At 63.3% G+C, this 18392-nt stretch carries 15 protein-coding genes; 12 read left to right on the top strand and 3 right to left on the bottom strand.

Annotated elements, in window-relative coordinates:
• Window positions 1-4: 4 nt before the first annotated feature.
• Window positions 5-1171: an ABC transporter substrate-binding protein gene (locus PCOSP_RS16490; RefSeq protein WP_464709042.1), complete on the bottom strand. Its 1167-nt coding sequence runs from the start codon at window positions 1169-1171 to the stop codon at window positions 5-7.
• Window positions 1172-1545: 374 nt separating this feature from the next.
• Between PCOSP_RS16490 and PCOSP_RS16485 the strand changes: the two genes are divergently transcribed.
• Window positions 1546-2805: a sensor histidine kinase gene (locus PCOSP_RS16485; RefSeq protein ID WP_464709041.1), complete on the top strand. Its 1260-nt coding sequence runs from the start codon at window positions 1546-1548 to the stop codon at window positions 2803-2805.
• Complete coding sequence (locus PCOSP_RS16480; RefSeq protein WP_139643252.1) at window positions 2802-3440, top strand: response regulator; 639 nt, start codon at window positions 2802-2804, stop codon at window positions 3438-3440. Before PCOSP_RS16485 ends, PCOSP_RS16480 begins: the two co-directional genes overlap by 4 nt.
• A gap of 16 nt (window positions 3441-3456) precedes the next feature.
• Here the strand turns inward: PCOSP_RS16480 and PCOSP_RS16475 are convergent, their stop codons facing one another.
• Together PCOSP_RS16475 and exaA are read right to left on the bottom strand one after the other, a co-directional pair.
• Window positions 3457-4098 carry a pentapeptide repeat-containing protein gene (locus PCOSP_RS16475; protein ID WP_464709040.1) on the bottom strand — a complete coding sequence of 214 codons (642 nt, stop codon included), beginning with the start codon at window positions 4096-4098 and terminating at the stop codon, window positions 3457-3459.
• Window positions 4099-4239: 141 nt separating this feature from the next.
• Window positions 4240-6105, bottom strand: a complete 1866-nt coding sequence (gene exaA / locus PCOSP_RS16470) for a quinoprotein ethanol dehydrogenase (protein WP_139643245.1) — start codon at window positions 6103-6105, stop codon at window positions 4240-4242.
• 253 nt (window positions 6106-6358) lie between these two features.
• Between exaA and pedF the strand changes: the two genes are divergently transcribed.
• The 10 genes from pedF to mqo all read left to right on the top strand — a co-directional run bounded on the left by pedF (window position 6359) and on the right by mqo (window position 18374).
• Window positions 6359-6820 (top strand): cytochrome c-550 PedF, encoded by a 462-nt coding sequence (gene pedF, locus PCOSP_RS16465; RefSeq protein ID WP_139643242.1) that lies wholly within the window; start codon window positions 6359-6361, stop codon window positions 6818-6820.
• Window positions 6821-6825: 5 nt separating this feature from the next.
• Window positions 6826-7701 (top strand): substrate-binding periplasmic protein, encoded by an 876-nt coding sequence (locus PCOSP_RS16460; RefSeq protein WP_464709039.1) that lies wholly within the window; start codon window positions 6826-6828, stop codon window positions 7699-7701.
• Window positions 7702-7711: 10 nt separating this feature from the next.
• Window positions 7712-8470: a quinoprotein dehydrogenase-associated SoxYZ-like carrier gene (locus PCOSP_RS16455; RefSeq protein WP_464709038.1), complete on the top strand. Its 759-nt coding sequence runs from the start codon at window positions 7712-7714 to the stop codon at window positions 8468-8470.
• Window positions 8471-8486: 16 nt separating this feature from the next.
• Entirely contained in the window at window positions 8487-9413 is a 927-nt protein-coding gene (locus PCOSP_RS16450; protein ID WP_464709037.1) for a quinoprotein relay system zinc metallohydrolase 1, read from the top strand.
• Window positions 9414-9701: 288 nt separating this feature from the next.
• Window positions 9702-11477, top strand: a complete 1776-nt coding sequence (locus PCOSP_RS16445) for a PQQ-dependent methanol/ethanol family dehydrogenase (protein WP_175364156.1) — start codon at window positions 9702-9704, stop codon at window positions 11475-11477.
• A gap of 272 nt (window positions 11478-11749) precedes the next feature.
• Window positions 11750-13270: an acetaldehyde dehydrogenase ExaC gene (exaC, locus tag PCOSP_RS16440; RefSeq protein ID WP_139643228.1), complete on the top strand. Its 1521-nt coding sequence runs from the start codon at window positions 11750-11752 to the stop codon at window positions 13268-13270.
• Between the two features lie 238 nt (window positions 13271-13508).
• Window positions 13509-13580 carry a pyrroloquinoline quinone precursor peptide PqqA gene (gene pqqA / locus PCOSP_RS16435; RefSeq protein WP_003243383.1) on the top strand — a complete coding sequence of 24 codons (72 nt, stop codon included), beginning with the start codon at window positions 13509-13511 and terminating at the stop codon, window positions 13578-13580.
• Window positions 13581-13711: 131 nt separating this feature from the next.
• Window positions 13712-14869 carry an alcohol dehydrogenase-like regulatory protein ErcA gene (gene ercA, locus PCOSP_RS16430; protein ID WP_464711954.1) on the top strand — a complete coding sequence of 386 codons (1158 nt, stop codon included), beginning with the start codon at window positions 13712-13714 and terminating at the stop codon, window positions 14867-14869.
• Window positions 14853-16223, top strand: a complete 1371-nt coding sequence (locus PCOSP_RS16425; RefSeq protein WP_464709036.1) for a hybrid sensor histidine kinase/response regulator — start codon at window positions 14853-14855, stop codon at window positions 16221-16223. The genes ercA and PCOSP_RS16425 overlap by 17 nt, the downstream gene beginning before the upstream one ends.
• Window positions 16224-16730: 507 nt before the next feature.
• Window positions 16731-18374: a malate dehydrogenase (quinone) gene (gene mqo / locus PCOSP_RS16420; RefSeq protein WP_139643224.1), complete on the top strand. Its 1644-nt coding sequence runs from the start codon at window positions 16731-16733 to the stop codon at window positions 18372-18374.
• The last annotated feature ends 18 nt before the right edge of the window (window positions 18375-18392 follow it).

Genomic DNA, 18392 nt, shown 5'->3' with positions numbered 1-18392 from the left:
TCGATCAGGGGTAGCGACAGCTCACTTCGGGCCGGTCGTAGCCCAGGCTGTCCATTTCATTGGTGGGGTGCAGGAAGCCGTCTTGTGGCGAGGTGCTGACCAGGGCCCGCGGCTGGACCAGGGGAATCGGTTGGCGCAGTTGTCCGTTCCAGGGGCGATAGCTGAGCTTGCGTCCCTTGAAACCGTCCAGGGGCAACTGATCACTCAAGGCCAACTGGCGAATGGCGAACGGGTCGGCCTGGCGCAGCTTGCTCACTGCGCTGGCGACGCTGCGCACGGCGATCCAGGCGGCGAAGTCGCGGTCGTTCATCCAGCGCCCGGCCAGGGCTTCGAAGCGCTTTTGCAGTTGCGCGGCGCCGTAGGTTTCCACGGTCTTGTGCCAGCCGGTGGGCGTCAGACCCTGGGTGCCGGCCACCGGACGCGGGTACCAGGTCTGGTAGGGCAGGTACTCGCCGAAGTCGCCACGCTCATCGGCCACCAGCACTACGTCGTATTCGGCGGTCTGGGTGAACAGCGGCATGTCGGCCTGTGCGCTGCGGCGCTGGTCGTTATCGAACTGCCAGGCTTTCTCGGCGACGGTCTTCATGCCGAAGCGTTTCATGGCCCGGCGCAGGGCACTGGCATAGGCCTGGTCTTCGGGTGTCTGCCCGACGATCAACAATGCCTTCTGCCATTTGCGCACGACGCTGAATTGCACCAGGGCATCGGCGAGCATGGCCCGGTCGGGCAGGCTGTGCAGCACGTTGCCCAGGCAGTCGGTGGTGCGCAGGCTGTCATCAGCGCTGCCGGCATTGAACAGCAGGCTGTCGGGCAGGGCGGCGCTGAGCTGACGCAGGCTGGCGGCCGGGGCGTTGACCACGAACAGCCGCAGGCCCTGGTCGTGCTGGGTACGAGCGGCCTGGAGCAAGGCTTCGGGACTGTCGACGCTGGCGCTTTCCAGGCGGTATTCCTGCTTGAGAAAACGGCCGGTGCTGTTGCTGTCGATGATCGCCAGCTCGGCGCCGCGCAGCCCGGCATCGGCAGGTTCGGCAATGACGTTGGACAGCAGCGGGCCTGGGTCGGGGCGATAGCCGAGGTAGCCGATGCGCACCTGCAACGGCATCGCGTCCTCGGCCTGGGCGGCGGTGGCTGCCATCAGGGCGATCAAGGTGAAACTGACGAGCCGGCGCATGACACCTCCATTGCAGGTAGCGCCAGCATAGGAAGCCCTTGATCGGGGGGAAATATGCAGAAAGTACCGCCGGGGCAGTACCAAGGTAGTAACTCGTCGTCAATGTTGGCGTTTTAGGATGCGGACAACCGTCATTCATCAGGGAGCGGACAGACCGTGCGGACTTTCAAGGCGTTGCTTCTGCCGCTGTTGCTCATCCTGAGCTTGATTGGGGTCGACCGCTTGCCCGGCAGTCACCGCCGCCCCCCTGTGGGGGCGAGCCTGCTCGCGATAGCGGTGGTCCCGCCGACAGAGAGGGTGGATGTGCCGCCCTCATCGCGAGCAGGCTCGCTCCCACAAGTGACATGTGTCGATTCAGTGATGGGGTGTTGAGCATGTCGGCCCTGTGGCGGATCAATCTGTGGGTGGTGGCCTTCTTCGGCCTGGTCACGCTGGCCTGTGGGGGCCTGTTGCTGCATCAAGCCATGACCGACGTAAAGCGCGAGCTGCAATCGGCCGGTTCCGTGGTGCAATACCTGCGCGAAACCGCCGAGCGCGACCCGGCCAGCCTCCAGATGCGTCTGACCGGGAGCCTGCGCCATGTGCGGGTGCGCTGGCTGGCGGCGGGGGAAAGCCTGCCGGCGGGCGTCGACAGCGGGCTGAAGGCCTGGCTCGGCCGGCAAGTGCTGGTCGATGGCCCGGCGCCTCAGGTGGTGGATCTGCGCGACGGTCGTCGGGCCTGGATCGCCGTCGATCCTCGGGATGAAATCGAAGAAATCCTTGATTCGCTGGTGCAACTGCTGGGCGTCTGCGCCATGGCCTTGTCGCTCAGCCTGCTGGTGATCCGCTGGGCGGTGCATCGGGGCATGCGGTTGCTGGATGACTTGCTCGACGCGCTGCGCCAGGTATCGGCCGGCGATCTGCGGGTGCGCCTGCCCGCCGAAGGCATCCCGGAGGCGCGGCAACTGGCGGGACACTTCAACCGGATGACTGCCGCCCTGGCCCAATCCCAGGCCGATAACACCCGGCTCACCCAGGCACTGCTGGCTGTGCAGGAACAGGAACGTACCCATTTGGCCCAGGCCCTGCACGACGATCTGGGCCAATACGTGGCTGGCATCCGCGCCCGTGCCTGCCTGCTGCGCCTGGTCACCGACCAGCCGTTGGTATTGGAGCAGACGGTCAGCCAGCTCGAAGATCACTGCGAGCACTTGCAACAGGGTTTTCGGGCACTGGTGCACGACCTGTACCCGGTGGTGTTGCAGCACTTGCCGCTGGACGAAGCCATCGGATTGTTGGCGCGGCAGTGTCAGGACACCCATGGCATTGCCTGTGAGCTGCGGATCGACGCCGCGTTGCCGTTGTTGTCCGGGCCAGACAAGACCCAGCTGTATCGCCTGGTCCAGGAGGCGCTGACCAACGTTGCCCGTCATGCCAGCGCCACCCGGGTACGGATTCGTCTGCGTCAGCGCGGCGGACGTCTGCGGCTGCTGGTGCGCGATAACGGCCAGGGGGCGACGCAGCCGCCCCGACCGGGTGTCGGCCTGCATTCGATGTCCGAACGGGCTCGCAGCCTGGGCGGCGAGCTGCGTGTCATCTGCCGCCCCGGTGCCGGCTGGGCGCTGGCTTTGAATATCCCCCTGGAGGCGCGATGAATATTTTATTGGTGGATGACCATGCGGTGGTTCGGCAGGGGTTCGCCAGCCTTCTGCGGGCCCTGATGCCAGACTTGCAGGTCCGCGAGGCGGCCACGGGTGAAGAGGCGCTGTGCCAGGTGCAGGAGCAGGTGCCGCACTTGGTGATCATGGATTTCGGCCTGCCCGGCATCAGTGGCCTGGAAACCACGCGGCGCCTGCGCCAACGCCTGCCACAACTGCGCGTGCTGTTCTTCAGCATGCACGATGAGTTACCGCTGGTACGCCAGGCGCTGGACGCCGGCGCCGCGGGTTACCTGACCAAGAATTCGGCGCCCCAGGTGCTGGTGGAGGCGGTGCGACGGGTATTGGCCGGCCATGCCTATATCGAACAATCCCTGGCGACCCAACTGGCCTGTGCCAGCTCCCGGCACGACGCCGACCCGCGCCTGCAATGCATGACCCAACGCGAGCTGGAAATTTTCGTCATGCTCGCCAAGGGCACGCCCGCACGCACGATCGCCGAGCAGCTGTGCATCAGCGCCAAGACCGTGTCCAATCACCTGACGCTGCTCAAGAGCAAGCTGCAGGTCAGTTCCCATGCCGAGCTGGTGCATTTGGGGATCGACATGGGCGTGGTGCGGGTGGCGGGGTGATCGTGGGCACTGTGAGTTACTCGGCCCAAGACGTTGGACACCCGGTACAACCCTCCATATTCGCCCCCTGGAAATTCCCGTAGTGCTGACGTGAGCCGCTCAGGTTGGCCTGTTCCAGGTTGCTTTCCCCCAGCTTGGCTTCCTGCAGGTTGGCGTCGCGCAGGTCGGCGCCCTTGAGGTCAGCCTTGCTCAGCCAGGCCATTTCCAGGTCGGCGGCTTGCAGGTTGGCGTCGTGCAGGCGCGCACCGGACAGCCGGGAAAATTGCAGGTACGCGGCACTCAGGTCGGCACCTTGGAATTGTGCGCCTTGGGCGAACAGCCCCCAGCCCTGGATCGCCTTGAGCGTGGCATCGGTGAAGTCCGCCAGGCGCAGGTTGCTTTGTTGCAGGCTGGCGCGGGTCAGGTTGGCCCCCTGCAAGCGAGCCCGTTCGAGGTTGGCCAGGTCCAGCCGGGCATGGCGCAAATCGGCACCCCGCAGGTCCGCGCCACTGAGGTTCATCTTGCGCAAGTCCTGATTAGCCAGTTGAGCACCGCGTAAATCGGCACCGGGACATTGGCTGGATTCGGCGATGACGCAGCCGTTGAGGGTCAGGGGAGCTTCGGTGTCGTCGGCGTGGGCGTTGAGGGCGAGCAGCAATGCAAGGGGTAAGTAATTCATGGCAGTAGACTCGGTAAGCTCTGTGGGAGCGAGCCTGCTCGCGAAGCGGTGGATCAGCCTGCATGGATGTCGACTGACACACCGCTTCGCGAGCAGGCTCGCTCCCACAGGGGGATGGGATTGATTTTTGAGGGGGGCGCGCTACTTCTGCGCCGTGGCCTTGTCCCAGCCTGGAATCTTGAACACCCAGAATGAGCCACCCTGTGCCACGGGCTTGGTCAGCTCCGCCATGTCACCACCCCACAACGGCACTGCACCGCCATAACCGACGGTCACGCCGATGTACTGTTCGCCGTCCTGTTCCCAGGTGATGGGCGGGGAGACGATGCCGCTGCCGGTCTGGAATTTCCACAGTTCCTTGCCGGTCCTGGCATCGAACGCCTTGAAGAAGCCGTCACCGGTGCCGGTGAACACCAGGTTGCCCTGGGTCGCCAGTACGCCGGCCCACAACGGCAACGGCTCCTTGTGCTCCCAGACCACCTTGCCCGTGGTGGGGTTCATCGCCCGCAGGCTGCCGACGTGATCGTCGTACATGCGCTTGATGCGAAACCCCATGCCGAGGTAGGCCGAACCTTTCTTGTAATTCACCTCCTCGGTCCAGTATTCCTCTTTCCATTGGTTGCCCGGGACGTAGAACAGCCCGGTGTCCTGGCTGTACGCCATGGGGTTCCAGTTCTTGCCGCCCAGGAACGGCGGCGAGACTTCCACCGGCTTGCCGCGGGTTTCGCCGGGCAACGGTTTGGCCGGACGCTGGCCGGGGTTCTCCACGGGGCGACCGGTCTTGAGATCGATGTGGCTGGCCCAGGTGATGTTGTCGACGAAGGGGAACGCGTTCTGCAGCTTGCCGTTGTTGCGGTCCACGACGTAGAAAAAACCGTTGCGGTCGGCATGGGCGGTGGCCTTGATGACCTTGCCGTCCTTGTCCTTGTAGTCGAACAGCACCAGCTCGTTGTTGCCGGAGAAGTCCCAGGCATCGTTGGGCGTGTGCTGGTAGAACCACTTCACTTCGCCCGTGCTCGGGTCGACGCCCACCTGGCCGGAGGTGTAGAGGCTGTCATAGTCGTGGGGGTTGCCATCCTTGGCAGTCCGGGCCCAGGTGTTCCACGGGCCGGGGTTGCCCGCGCCGACGATGATGGTGTTGGTCTCGGGGTCGAAACTGGCGCTCTGCCAGGGCGCGCCGCCGCCGTGGCTCCAGGCTTGGACCTTGCCCGTTTCGGTGGTCTTGTCGTCGGGCCAGGAGGGCGCCTTCACATCGCCGGTGGGGGTGCTGTCCTTGCCGTTGAGGCGGCCCATGTGGCCCTCGACGAAGGGGCGCATCCAGACTTCCTCGCCCGTGTCGGGATCGCGGGCGAACAACTGCCCGACGACGCCGAATTCATCGCCGGAACTGCCATGGATCAGCAGCACTTTGCCGCTGGTCTTGTCCTTGATCAGCACCGGGGCGCCGGTCATGGTGTAGCCGCCGGCGTGATCGCCGAACTTCTTGTTCCATACGACCTTGCCGGTGTTTTTGTCGAGGGCGACCACGCGTGCATCCAGGGTGCCGAAGTAGATCTTGTCGCCATAGATGGCCGCGCCGCGATTGACCACGTCGCAGCACGGGCGAATGTTGTCCGGCAGCCGGTGGTTATAGGTCCACAGGCGCTTGCCGGTCTTGGCATCGAGGGCGAATACCCGTGAATACGAACCGGTGACATAGACCACGCCGTCGCTGACGATGGCCTGGGATTCCTGGCCGCGCTGTTTCTCGTCGCCGAATGAGTAGGACCAGGCCGGGGTCAGCTTGAACACGTTCTTGTCGTTGACCTGGGCCAGCGGGCTCCAGCGCTGGGCGTTGGTGCCCATGCCGTATTGCAGCACGTCCTTGGTGGTCAGGTGATCGTTGGCAATGTCTTCCCAACTGACTCCCGGCGTTGCGGCGCTGGCCAAGGGGCTCAGCGACAGACTGCCGGCCAGCAGCAAGGCGACCGTCAGGGAGGAGAGGGCGGGTAGCGTTTTTATTCTCATGGTGGCAGTTCCCAGTGAAAGGTTTAGGCATGACTAGGTTGGGTCGCGCCGGGGGCCTGCCGATACGGAAAAAGTCCCGCCTTTGCCGGGAAGACTTCCCGAGCCGCCTGTCTTTGCGACTTGCGTCGGACGGCCTGCTACCAAGGAACTAGGACCCGGCCACCAAAGCAGCATTCGGCTGGAGCGGCTCGATTCCTAAGATGACGGCACGGCCTCTGTAGAGAGGTCAGCGTGCAATCCAGAGGGCATAACAATGACAACAAAACGCAACGCCATCATCGCTACCGCTTTGCTGATGGGGCTGGCCGGCGCAGGCTCCGTATGGGCCCATGGCAACGTAGTGCCCCAGGCAGTGGAGACCAAGGGCCTGACCCCGATCAAGGATACTGGCGTCGCGTTGGACGGCGACGGCTGGGCTTCCGTGAACCCCTACCGCACTTCGCCCGAGCATGACCGGGCGTTGGAGATCGGCTCGTCGGCGTACAACCAGAACTGTGCGGCCTGCCACGGCCTGGAAGCCAAGTCCGGCGGGATCGCGCCCGACCTGCGCATGCTGGACGCCGCCGAAGCCGGTGACGAATGGTTCGTCGAACGGGTGCGCCATGGCGCGGTGCGCGACGGTCGGGTCTACATGCCGAAAATGGCCGATTACCTGAGCCAGGAAGCGCTCTGGGCGGTGCGCACCTACCTTGACAGCGTGCACGTCGAGGAGTGATCGCCATGCGCCTGTTCGCGTGGATAATCTGCAGCATGCTGCTGTGTAGCCAGGCCGTGCAGGCGCAAGTGCGCAGCTACGACCAGATGATTGCCGCCGGTGAGTTGAAGGTGGCGGTCTACAAGGACTTCGCACCGTACAGCTTCGAAGCCGACGGCCAACCCAGGGGCGTCGATGTGGAACTGGCCCAGGCCCTGGCAAAGGCGCTGGGTGTGCGGCTGAAGCTGATCTGGGCGCCCCCCGGCGAGAAGCTTGACGACGACCTGCGCGATTACATCTGGCGCAGCAGTCCGCTGCACGGCCGTCAACTGGCCGACATGATGATGCGCGTGCCCTACGATCACGACTACGTGCAAAGACGCAACGACATCGGTGAGCTGGAAAATGCCCAGGTGGTGATGTTCGGGCCTTACCAGCAGGAGTGTTGGCAAGTGGCCTATGACCGCCGTCGATTGGATTCGGTGGGCAGCGTCGCGGTGTTCCAGCAGCATCCCATCGGGGTCGAAGTCGACAGCGTGCCGTCGTTCTACCTGACGTCGGTGTTCAACGGCATGCTCAGTGCCAGGACCCATCACTACCCCAGCGTCGGCCAGGCGTTCAAGGCCATGCAGGCGGGTGAGGTCGACGCTGTCATGGCCATGCGCGGCGAGGTCGACTGGCAGGTCCACGAGGCCGCCGATGCGCAACTGGCCTTGGCGGAAAACGCCTACCCGAACATGGGCAAGCAGCGCTGGGAAATCGGCATGGCGGTGCATGAAAGCAACCGGCAACTGGCCTATGCAGTGGAGGAAGCGCTGGAAGGCCTCATCCGCGACGGCAGCCTCAAGGCCGTCTATGCCCATTACGGCCTGCGTTACGACGTGCCGGAGATGTATCAATAGGAGCGCAGGGATGAAATGGCTCGCGTGTTGCCTGCTGGGATTCGGCTTGCCAATGATGACGCTGGCAGCGGTCGAACCGGGAAAGGACCCGGTTCCGTCGGTGATGTGGGCGTTCTATCACAAGCAACTGCTGGGCGACGCACCGTTCGTGTTCGACGAGCGGGTCCGGCTGTTGGCGCCTCCCTTTGCCGAAGATGCCCGCCAGGTGCCCCTGGAAATCGATGCCCGCGCTTTTACCGGTGATGTGGTCCGGATACTGGCCTGGGCAGAACTCAATCCGTTGCCCAGGATCGTCGATTTCCAGCCGGGGGAGCGAGTGTTGCCCTGGTTGTCGATCCGCATCCGCATCGAGCAAGCCACCCCATTGCGCGCCGCCGTACAGACCCGCGACGGCCTGTGGCACGTTGGTTCGACCCTGATCGACGCGGCCGGCGGTGGCTGTACCGCGCCCAGTGTGGTGCGCACCCAGCCGGGGTGGGAGGAACACCTGGGCGAAGTGCTCGGTGCCCGTTATCCCCGGGGCGACACCAGTCGCCTGCGCGTGCAAGTGGCCCATCCGATGGACAACGGCCTGGTCAGCGGCATTCCTGAATTCTTCCTCAACCAGGCTCAATTGCTCGACGCCGACAACCGGGTGCTGGCGCGCCTGGAGCTGTTCCCGGCAGTCAGCGAAAACCCCAACCTGGGCTTCGACGTACAAGGCCCCGGGCAGACCCGCTTGATGTTGCGCGACAACAGCGGCAATCAATTCGAGGCGGCGATCCCCTGACCCCAAGGAGCGCGCCATGCGCTGGATGTTATTGCTCTGCTTGTGCCTGCCGGTGTGGGCCAGCGCGGCGGACTATTCGCTCAAGCCCCGGCAGATCGCCGAGGACACGTGGCTGCTGGAAGGCAGCACCGAGAATTTCGCCAAGGACAACGGTGGCAACATCGTCAACACCGGCTTCATCGTCACCGACGCCGGTGTGGTGGTGATCGACACCGGGCCGTCGAAGCGCTACGGGGAAGCCTTGCGCCAGGCCATCGCGGCGACCACGGACAAACCGGTGGTCCAGGTGCTGCTGACCCATCATCATCCGGATCATGTGTTGGGCAACCAGGCCTTCAGCGACGTACCTATCGGCGCGCTGGCAGGCACCACGGACCTGCTCCGCCAGCAAGGCGACGCCATGGCGGAAAACATGTACCGGTTGGTGGGCGACTGGATGCGTGGCACCGAGGTGCTGCTGCCGACCCAGGTGTTGGCTCCCGGTACGCTGAAGGTGGGCAATCATTCGCTGCGGCTACTGCAACTGGCCGGTCACACCGGGGCTGACCTGGCGATCCTGGACGAAACCACCGGCGTGCTGTTCGCCGGCGACCTGGTGTTCTACGAGCGGGCCCTGACCACGCCAAACAGCCCGGGACTGGAGGTGTGGCTCAAGGACCTGGACACCTTGCAGGCCTTGCCCTGGACGCTGATCGTTCCCGGCCATGGGCCGGTGGCGAGCGATGCCGGGCCCTTTGCGCAGATGCGCGACTACCTGGGCTGGCTCGATCAATTGATGCGCGACGGCGCCACCCGGGGCGACGACATGGCCGAGATGATCCGCAGCCCCATTCCCGAGCGCTTTGCCGGGATCAGTCTGAGCCGCTATGAGCTGATTCGCAGTGTCAGTCATCTTTATCCGCGGTATGAGCGGGTGGGGATGAAGCGGGTGGATGCCAAATAGCAGGGCAGATGAAACCTGTGGCGAGGGGATTCATCCCCGCTGGGCTGCGAAGCGGCCCCCTTTTCAGGCATTCCGATTTTGTGGCGACTGGACTATTTTTGGGGCTGCTGCGCAGCCCAGCGGGGATGAATCCCCTCGCCACAAGGGATTGTGTGTGTCTCTTACATGTACCAAGGAACTAGAAAACTCAACACAGCGTGCAATTGTTGGCAGCGGCCCCGAGCCCAAGAATCTGTGGCAGACCGGGAAAATTTCCCGGGTATAACAATAACCGCAGAGGTAGCCGTCATGACTCATCCCGCACGTCGCCAACCCTTCGCCGTGAGCCTGCTGCTCAGTGCCATGCTGCTGTCGGGTTCGGCCCTGGCCGCCGTGACCGATCAGGAAATTCTCCAGGACCCGAAGAACCCGCAACAGATCGTCACCAATGGCCTGGGCGTCCAGGGCCAGCGCTACAGCCCACTCGATACCCTCAACGTCAACAACGTCAAGGACCTGCGGCCAGTCTGGGCGTTCTCCTTCGGCGGTGAAAAACAGCGCGGCCAGCAGGCCCAGCCGATGATCAAGGATGGGGTGATGTACCTCACCGGATCCTATTCGCGGGTGTTCGCGGTGGACGCCCGTACCGGCAAGAAGCTCTGGCAGTACGATGCGCGCCTGCCCGATGACATCCGTCCCTGCTGCGACGTGATCAACCGTGGCGTGGCGTTGTACGGCGACCTGGTGTTCTTCGGCACCCTCGATGCCAAGCTGGTCGCCTTGAACAAGGACACCGGCAAGGTGGTGTGGAGCAAGAAAGTCGCCGACCACAAGGAAGGCTACTCCATCAGCGCTGCCCCTATCGTCGTCAACGGCAAGCTGATCACCGGCGTGGCGGGCGGCGAGTTTGGCGTGGTGGGCCAGATCAGTGCCTTCGACCCGAAAAACGGTGAGCTGCTGTGGACCCGGCCGACCGTGGAAGGGCACATGGGCTACGTCTACAAGGACGGCAAGGCGGTCGAGAATGGCATTTCCGGCGGCGAGGCCGGTAAGACCTGGCCGGGAGACCTCTGGAAAACCGGCGGCGCTGCGCCCTGGCTCGGCGGCTACTACGATCCTGAAACCAACCTGCTGCTGTTCGGCACCGGCAACCCGGCCCCATGGAACTCCCACCTGCGTCCTGGCGACAACCTCTATTCCTCGTCGCGCCTGGCCCTGAATCCGGACGACGGCAGCATCAAGTGGCACTTCCAGAGCACGCCCCACGACGGTTGGGACTATGACGGCGTCAACGAGCTGATCTCCTTCAACTACAAGGAAGGCGGCAAGGACATCAAGGCTGCGGCCACCGCCGACCGTAACGGCTTCTTCTATGTGCTTGATCGCACCAACGGCAAGTTCATCCGTGGCTTCCCGTTCGTCGACAAGATCACCTGGGCCAGTGGCCTGGACAAGGACGGTCGGCCGATCTACAACGAGGCCAGCCGTCCGGGCGCGCCGGGCACTGAAGCCAAGGGCAGTTCGGTGTTCGTCGCCCCGGCGTTCCTCGGTGCGAAAAACTGGATGCCCATGGCCTACAACCAGGACACCGGGCTGTTCTACGTACCGTCCAACGAGTGGGGCATGGACATCTGGAACGAAGGCATCGCCTACAAGAAAGGCGCGGCGTTCCTCGGGGCCGGGTTCACCATCAAGCCGCTGAACGAGGACTACATCGGCGTGCTGCGGGCCATCGATCCGAAGACTGGCAAGGAAGTCTGGCGCCACAAGAACTACGCGCCGCTGTGGGGCGGGGTGCTGACCACCAAGGGCAACCTGGTATTCACCGGTACGCCTGAAGGCTTCCTCCAGGCCTTCAACGCCAAGACCGGGGAAAAGGTCTGGGAATTCCAGACCGGTTCCGGCGTGCTCGGCTCGCCGATTACCTGGGAAATGGATGGCGAGCAGTACGTCTCCGTGGTGTCCGGCTGGGGCGGCGCGGTGCCGCTGTGGGGCGGCGAAGTGGCCAAGCGGGTGAAGGACTTCAACCAGGGTGGGATGCTCTGGACCTTCAAGCTGCCGAAGGATCTGGTGACCAAGCGTTGAGCTGATCTTACATCCACTGTAGATGCGCAACCTGTGGGAGCGAGCCTGCTCGCGATGGGGCCATGAGATTCAACATCCAGGTTGATTGATCCGCCGCCATCGCGAGCAGGCTCGCTCCCACAAAAGCCAGACCCATTCAGAAATTGCGGAAAACCTACGACCAAATAACGAGAGCCCCTCCTGCCAACGACGCATTCGTCTGGCCGGCGGGGCTCTCTACCATCGGCCTATCGCCTGTCCCGTGACAGGCATCGACCAGGCAGAGGCCCATCATGATCTACGCACAACCCGGAACCCCAGGCGCCGTCGTTTCCTTCAAGCCGCGCTATGGCAACTTCATCGGTGGCGAATTCGTCGCGCCGGTGCATGGCGAATACTTCACCAACACTTCACCGGTCAACGGCCAGGTGATCGCCGAATTCCCGCGCTCCAGCGCCGCCGACATCGACAAGGCCCTGGATGCGGCCCATGCTGCTGCCGATGCCTGGGGCAAGACGTCGGTGCAAGACCGCTCCCTGGTGCTGCTGAAGATCGCCGACCGTATCGAGCAGAACCTGGAAATCCTCGCCGTCAGCGAAACCTGGGACAACGGCAAGGCAGTGCGCGAAACCCTCAATGCCGACGTACCGCTGGCGGCCGATCATTTCCGTTATTTCGCCGGTTGCATCCGTGCCCAGGAAGGCGGCGCGGCCGAGATCAACGAATTGACCACGGCCTACCATTTCCATGAACCGCTGGGCGTGGTCGGGCAGATCATCCCGTGGAACTTCCCGTTGCTGATGGCAGCCTGGAAACTCGCTCCGGCCCTGGCCGCCGGCAACTGCATCGTGCTCAAGCCGGCGGAACAGACGCCGCTGTCGATCATGGTCTTTGCCGAACTGATCGCCGACCTGCTGCCGGCCGGTGTATTGAACATCGTCCATGGTTTTGGTCGCGAAGCCGGCGAAGCCCTGGCGACCAGCAAGCGTATCGCCAAGATCGCCTTTACCGGCTCCACCCCGGTGGGTTCGCACATCATGAAGTGCGCCGCCGAGAACATTATCCCGTCCACCGTGGAGCTGGGCGGCAAGTCGCCGAACATCTTCTTCGAAGACATCATGCAGGCCGAGCCGGCGTTCATCGAGAAGGCGGCCGAAGGCCTGGTGCTGGCGTTTTTCAACCAGGGCGAAGTCTGCACCTGCCCGTCCCGCGCCCTGGTGCAGGAATCGATCTACGCGCCGTTCATGGCCGAAGTGATGAAGAAAATCGCCAAGATCAAGCGTGGCAATCCGCTGGATACCGACACCATGGTCGGCGCCCAGGCGTCCGAGCAGCAATACGACAAGATCCTTTCGTACCTGGACATCGCCCGCGAGGAGGGTGCCGAACTGCTGACCGGTGGCGCGGCCGAGCGTCTGGACGGTGACTTGTCGAGCGGTTATTACATCCAGCCGACCCTGCTCAAGGGCCACAACAAGATGCGCGTGTTCCAGGAAGAAATCTTCGGCCCGGTGGTGGGTGTAACCACCTTCAAGGACGAAGCCGAAGCCCTGGCGATCGCCAACGACAGCGAGTTCGGCCTCGGCGCCGGCCTGTGGACCCGCGACATCAACCGCGCCTACCGCATGGGCCGGGCGATCAAGGCCGGGCGCGTGTGGACCAACTGCTACCACCTGTACCCGGCCCACGCGGCGTTCGGTGGCTACAAAAAGTCTGGCGTGGGGCGTGAAACCCACAAGATGATGCTCGACCACTACCAGCAGACCAAGAACCTGCTGGTGAGCTATGACATCAATCCGTTGGGCTTTTTCTAACTTTCGGAAACAGCGCTGAACCCTGTGGGAGCGAGCCTGCTCGCGATGAGGCCGGATCAGTCGACGATTGTGTTGGCTGACCCGCCGCCATCGCGAGCAGGCTCGCTCCCACATTTGATGTGTAGGACCTGCTACCAACGCACCCCCTCCACCGCTTCGAAAGTAGCATTCGAACCCACGGCACCCCGTGCATTAATGACCTTGCCGGAATCGCCCGGTACAAGAAGAGGAAAGACCCATGTGGACTAAACCCGCGTACACCGACCTGCGTATCGGCTTCGAAGTGACGATGTACTTCGCCAATCGATAAGCGTCGGCCCGGCCTGAAGCGTTCAGGCCGGGCTACCCATTGGTCTGATTGCATTAACGGCGGGATGCTTTAGGCTCTGGGTATCCAACACAATAAGAACAGGCTTACCAATGAGCCATGTACCCGAAAAGATGAGCCTCAGTCCGCTGCGCAAGTTCGTTTCTCCTGAAATCATGTTCGGTGCCGGTTGCCGGCACAATGTCGGTAATTACGCCCAGACCTTCGGCGCGCGAAAGGTGTTGGTGGTCACCGATCCAGGCGTCATCGCCGCCGGTTGGGTGGGTGATGTCGAGGCCAGCCTCCAGGCCCTGGGGATCGATTACTGCATCTACAGTGGCGTTTCGCCCAACCCCCGTGTCGAGGAAGTGATGCTCGGTGCCGAGCTGTACCGGGAAAACCACTGTGACGTCATCGTCGCGGTCGGTGGCGGCAGTCCCATGGACTGCGGCAAAGCCATCGGGATCGTGGTCGCCCATGGCCGCAACATTCTCGAATTCGAAGGCGTCGACACCCTGCACGTGCCCAGCCCACCGCTGATCCTGATCCCCACCACAGCCGGGACCTCGGCCGATGTTTCGCAGTTCGTGATCATCTCCAACCAGCAGGAGCGCATGAAGTTTTCCATCGTCAGCAAGGCCGCCGTGCCGGATGTCTCGCTGATCGACCCGGAAACCACCCTGAGCATGGACCCGTTTCTGTCGGCCTGTACTGGCATCGACGCGCTGGTGCATGCTATCGAGGCCTTCGTCTCCACCGGCCACGGCCCGCTCACCGACCCCCACGCGCTGGAGGCGATGCGGCTGATCAACAACAACCTGGTGCAGATGATTGCCAACCCGGCGGATGTCGCCCTGCGGGAAAAGATCATGCTCGGCAGCATGCAGGCCGGGCTGGCGTTCTCCAATGCCATTCTCGGTGCCGTGCACGCCATGTCCCACAGCCTGGGGGGCTTCCTGGACCTGCCTCATGGGTTGTGCAACGCGGTGTTGGTGGAGCATGTGGTGGCGTTCAACTACAACTCGGCGCCGGACCGTTTCAAGGTGATCGCCGAAACGTTGGGGATCGACTGCCGTGGATTGAATCATCGGCAGATCCGCACGCGATTGGTGGAACACCTGATCGCGCTCAAGCGCACCATCGGTTTCCACGAAACCCTGGGACTGCATGGCGTGAGCACTTCGGATATTCCTTTCCTGTCCCAGCACGCGATGCATGATCCGTGCATTCTCACCAACCCTCGGGAGTCGAGCCAGCGGGATGTCGAGGTCGTCTATGGCGAAGCCCTCTGACGAACAGCAAAAAGCCCTGGCCGGGCTGCTGGGGTTGGGCAACCATTCGACGCGCAAGAGCCATTATCCCGAACTGGCGGCGCGCCTCGAAGACCTGGAGCTGGCCCGCCAGCGCCTGCAACAACTCAACGATCAGTTGGAGCAGCGGGTGGCCGAACGCACCGATGAGCTATTGGAAGCCAATCACAACCTGCAGCAGCAGATCGCCCAGCGCAAGCTCGTCGAGCAGCAGTTGCGCGACGCCCGCGACGCCGCCCAGGCCGCCAACCGCAGCAAGGACAAGTACCTGGCCGCCGCCAGCCATGACCTGCTCCAGCCGCTCAACGCCGCGCGCCTGCTGATTGCCACGCTGCGCGAGCGCCAGTTGCCGACCCCCGAGCAGGTCCTGGTGGAACGCACTCACCAGGCCTTGGAGGGCGCGGAAGACCTGCTCACCGACCTGCTGGACATTTCCCGGCTGGACCAGGCTGCGGTTCGCCCGGACGTTGCGTCCTATCGGCTGGAAGAGTTGCTGGCGCCGTTGGTTTCCGAGTTTCAATCGGTGGCGGGCGCCGCGGGACTGGCGCTGCGCGCGCGCTTCGGTGATGAAGTGGTCATGACCGACCTGCGTCTGCTGACGCGGATCTTGCGCAATCTGCTCAGCAACGCCTGCCGCTACACGGACCACGGCGGCATTCTCCTGGCCGCCAGGCGCCGGGGAGGGCGCCTGAGCCTGGAGGTCTGGGACACGGGACGCGGCATTGCCGCCGACTGCCTGGAATCGATTTTTCTCGAGTTCAACCAGCTGGACGTGGGCCGGGCGGCGGATCGCAAAGGCGTGGGGTTGGGATTGGCGATCGTCGAGCGCATCGCCCATATTCTCGGCTATCGGGTCCAGGTGCGTTCCCGGCCAGGACGCGGCTCGGTGTTCAGCATCGAAGTGCCGCTGTCGGATGAAAAACCGTTGCCGTTGTCCGAGACGCCCGTCCAGGCGATGACCGGCAACCCGTTGCCCGGACGCCGGCTGCTGGTGATCGACAATGAACTCAGCATCCTGCAAAGCATGGCCGCGTTGCTGGGGCAGTGGGGCTGCGACGTGCTGACCGCCACCGACGAAGCGGCTGCTATCGACGTGCTGCAAGGCCACGCACCGGAGCTGATCCTGGCGGATTTCCACCTGGATCACGGGGTGGTCGGGTGCGAAGTGGTCAAGCACCTGCGTGAGCATTTCCAGCAGACCATCCCGGCGGTGATCATCACCGCCGACCGCAGCGACCAGTGCCGTCGCGCCCTGCGCAAACTGAATGCGCCGCTGCTCAACAAACCGGTCAAGCCGGGCAAGTTGCGGGCGGTGTTGAGCCAGTTGCTGGGCTAGCCTCCACCGCAACCCCCTCTGTGGGAGCGAGCCTGCTCGCGATAGCGGTGGGTCAGCTTGCATTGATGTTGAATGTGCCGCCGTCATCGTCGGATCGCCGCCCGGAGCAGGCTCGCTCCCACAGGGTTTTGCAAGTAACCCTCAAATATTTTCGAGCTGAAGACCGCCATCAAAACGCCGCCATTTGGTCGGCGTTTTCGCCCCGAATGTAAAAAGAGGCTTCGGTCTGGTTATTTCATTATGTAAACTCCCCCCGCTGCGACAATCGGGCACGGCCACGCCAGCCCCGATCAAGACCGTTTTGCAGTGTCCCTCACCCAGCTGAAGCCAAGACCTACAAGAAGTCAGTGCCGGAGAGACATAAACCGAGGCCGCTGTATTGCGCGGCCCTGTAGGTCCATCCTCCAGTCCATTCGAACCCGTCACGCTGGCGTTGCCGGCCATAGGCGTGGTCTATCCTTGAACAGACCGGAGGGCGGAATGGCGTTCCATCCTAGGGATACACACATGTTGAAGAAAACACACACGGCGCTACTGGGCCTGGCGATGGCGATGGGTCTTGCGACCACGCACGCCGCCGAGGCAAAAAAAGTGGACGTCCTGCTCATCGGTGGGGGCATCATGAGCTCGACACTCGGCGTCTGGCTCAATGAGCTGGAGCCGGGCTGGACCATGGAAATGGTCGAGCGCCTGGACGGTGTTGCCGAAGAAAGTTCGAATGGCTGGAACAATGCCGGTACCGGTCACTCCGCGCTGGCCGAGCTGAACTACACGCCGGAAGACAAGGACGGCAAGGTCGAGATCGCCAAGGCCATCGAGATCAACGAAGCCTTCCAGATCTCCCGTCAGTTCTGGTCCTGGCAGGTCAAGAACGGCGTGCTGAAGAACCCGCGCTCGTTCATCAACTCCACGCCGCACATGAGCTTCCTGTGGGGCGACGACAACATCGCTTTCCTGAAGAAGCGCTACGAAGCCCTTCAGGCCAGCCCGTTGTTCGCCGGTATGCAGTACTCCGAAGACCCCGCGCAGATCAGCAAGTGGGTTCCGCTGATGATGCAAGGGCGTGATCCGAGCCAGAAAGTCGCGGCCACCTGGAGCCCACTGGGTACCGACGTGAACTTTGGCGAAATCACCCGCCAGTTTGCCGCCTATCTGCAAACCAAGCCGAACTTCTCGCTGAAACTGTCCAGCGAAGTGGAAGACATCACCCGCAATGAAGACGGCACCTGGCGCGTTTCCTACAAGAACTTGAAGGACGGTACCGAAACCGAGACCGACGCCAAGTTCGTGTTCATCGGCGCCGGCGGCGGTGCTCTGCATCTGCTGCAGAAGTCCGATATTCCGGAAGCCCGCGAATACGCTGGCTTCCCGGTGGGTGGTTCGTTCCTGGTGACCGAGAACCCGACCGTCGCCCAACTGCACCTGGCGAAGGCCTACGGCAAGGCTTCGGTTGGCGCACCACCGATGTCGGTTCCGCACCTGGACACCCGCGTGCTCGATGGCAAGCGTGTGATCCTGTTTGGCCCGTTCGCGACGTTCTCCACCAAGTTCCTGAAGAACGGTTCGTACTTCGACCTGCTGACCAGCACCACGACCCACAACGTCTGGCCGATGACCAAGGTCGGTATCGAACAGTACCCACTGGTCGAATACCTGGCCGGCCAGCTGATGCTGTCGGACGAAGACCGTTTCAATGCACTGAAGGAATACTTCCCGGAAGCCAAGCAGGAAGACTGGCGCCTGTGGCAGGCCGGCCAGCGCGTGCAGATCATCAAGCGTGACGAAGAGAAGGGCGGCGTGCTGAAACTCGGTACTGAAGTGGTTGCTTCCCAGGACGGCAGCATCGCCGGCCTGCTGGGTGCCTCGCCAGGTGCTTCGACCGCAGCACCGATCATGCTGAGCGTGCTGGAGAAGGTCTTCAAGGACAAGGTCGCCAGCCCGGCCTGGCAGGAGAAGCTGCACCAGATCGTGCCAAGCTACGGCACCAAGCTCAACGACAGCCCTGAGCGCGTGGCTCAGGAATGGGCTTACACCAGCGAGGTCCTGCAACTGGATCCGCCACCGGCGATCGGCAAGCCAGGTACCCCGGCGGCACCGGCCAAGCCGGCAGCCAAAAACGACGGCAACCCAGCGGCCGACATGGCGCTGTAAACCGGACATTGTCTGGTG

The organism is Pseudomonas sp. MAFF 730105, from assembly GCF_055380705.1.
Note: the sequence above shows the minus strand (reverse complement) of the source record. Positions and strands in the feature narration are given on the sequence as shown.

What these genes read in the sequence shown, in the direction of transcription:
- PCOSP_RS16490 (WP_464709042.1), bottom strand. Translation starts at nt 1,171, where the DNA reads ATGCGCCGGCTCGTCAGTTTCACCTTGATCGCCCTGATGGCAGCCACC.
- PCOSP_RS16485 (WP_464709041.1), top strand. Translation starts at nt 1,546, where the DNA reads ATGTCGGCCCTGTGGCGGATCAATCTGTGGGTGGTGGCCTTCTTCGGC.
- PCOSP_RS16480 (WP_139643252.1), top strand. Translation starts at nt 2,802, where the DNA reads ATGAATATTTTATTGGTGGATGACCATGCGGTGGTTCGGCAGGGGTTC.
- PCOSP_RS16475 (WP_464709040.1), bottom strand. Translation starts at nt 4,098, where the DNA reads ATGAATTACTTACCCCTTGCATTGCTGCTCGCCCTCAACGCCCACGCC.
- exaA (WP_139643245.1), bottom strand. Translation starts at nt 6,105, where the DNA reads ATGAGAATAAAAACGCTACCCGCCCTCTCCTCCCTGACGGTCGCCTTG.
- pedF (WP_139643242.1), top strand. Translation starts at nt 6,359, where the DNA reads ATGACAACAAAACGCAACGCCATCATCGCTACCGCTTTGCTGATGGGG.
- PCOSP_RS16460 (WP_464709039.1), top strand. Translation starts at nt 6,826, where the DNA reads ATGCGCCTGTTCGCGTGGATAATCTGCAGCATGCTGCTGTGTAGCCAG.
- PCOSP_RS16455 (WP_464709038.1), top strand. Translation starts at nt 7,712, where the DNA reads ATGAAATGGCTCGCGTGTTGCCTGCTGGGATTCGGCTTGCCAATGATG.
- PCOSP_RS16450 (WP_464709037.1), top strand. Translation starts at nt 8,487, where the DNA reads ATGCGCTGGATGTTATTGCTCTGCTTGTGCCTGCCGGTGTGGGCCAGC.
- PCOSP_RS16445 (WP_175364156.1), top strand. Translation starts at nt 9,702, where the DNA reads ATGACTCATCCCGCACGTCGCCAACCCTTCGCCGTGAGCCTGCTGCTC.
- exaC (WP_139643228.1), top strand. Translation starts at nt 11,750, where the DNA reads ATGATCTACGCACAACCCGGAACCCCAGGCGCCGTCGTTTCCTTCAAG.
- ercA (WP_464711954.1), top strand. Translation starts at nt 13,712, where the DNA reads ATGAGCCTCAGTCCGCTGCGCAAGTTCGTTTCTCCTGAAATCATGTTC.
- PCOSP_RS16425 (WP_464709036.1), top strand. Translation starts at nt 14,853, where the DNA reads ATGGCGAAGCCCTCTGACGAACAGCAAAAAGCCCTGGCCGGGCTGCTG.
- mqo (WP_139643224.1), top strand. Translation starts at nt 16,731, where the DNA reads ATGTTGAAGAAAACACACACGGCGCTACTGGGCCTGGCGATGGCGATG.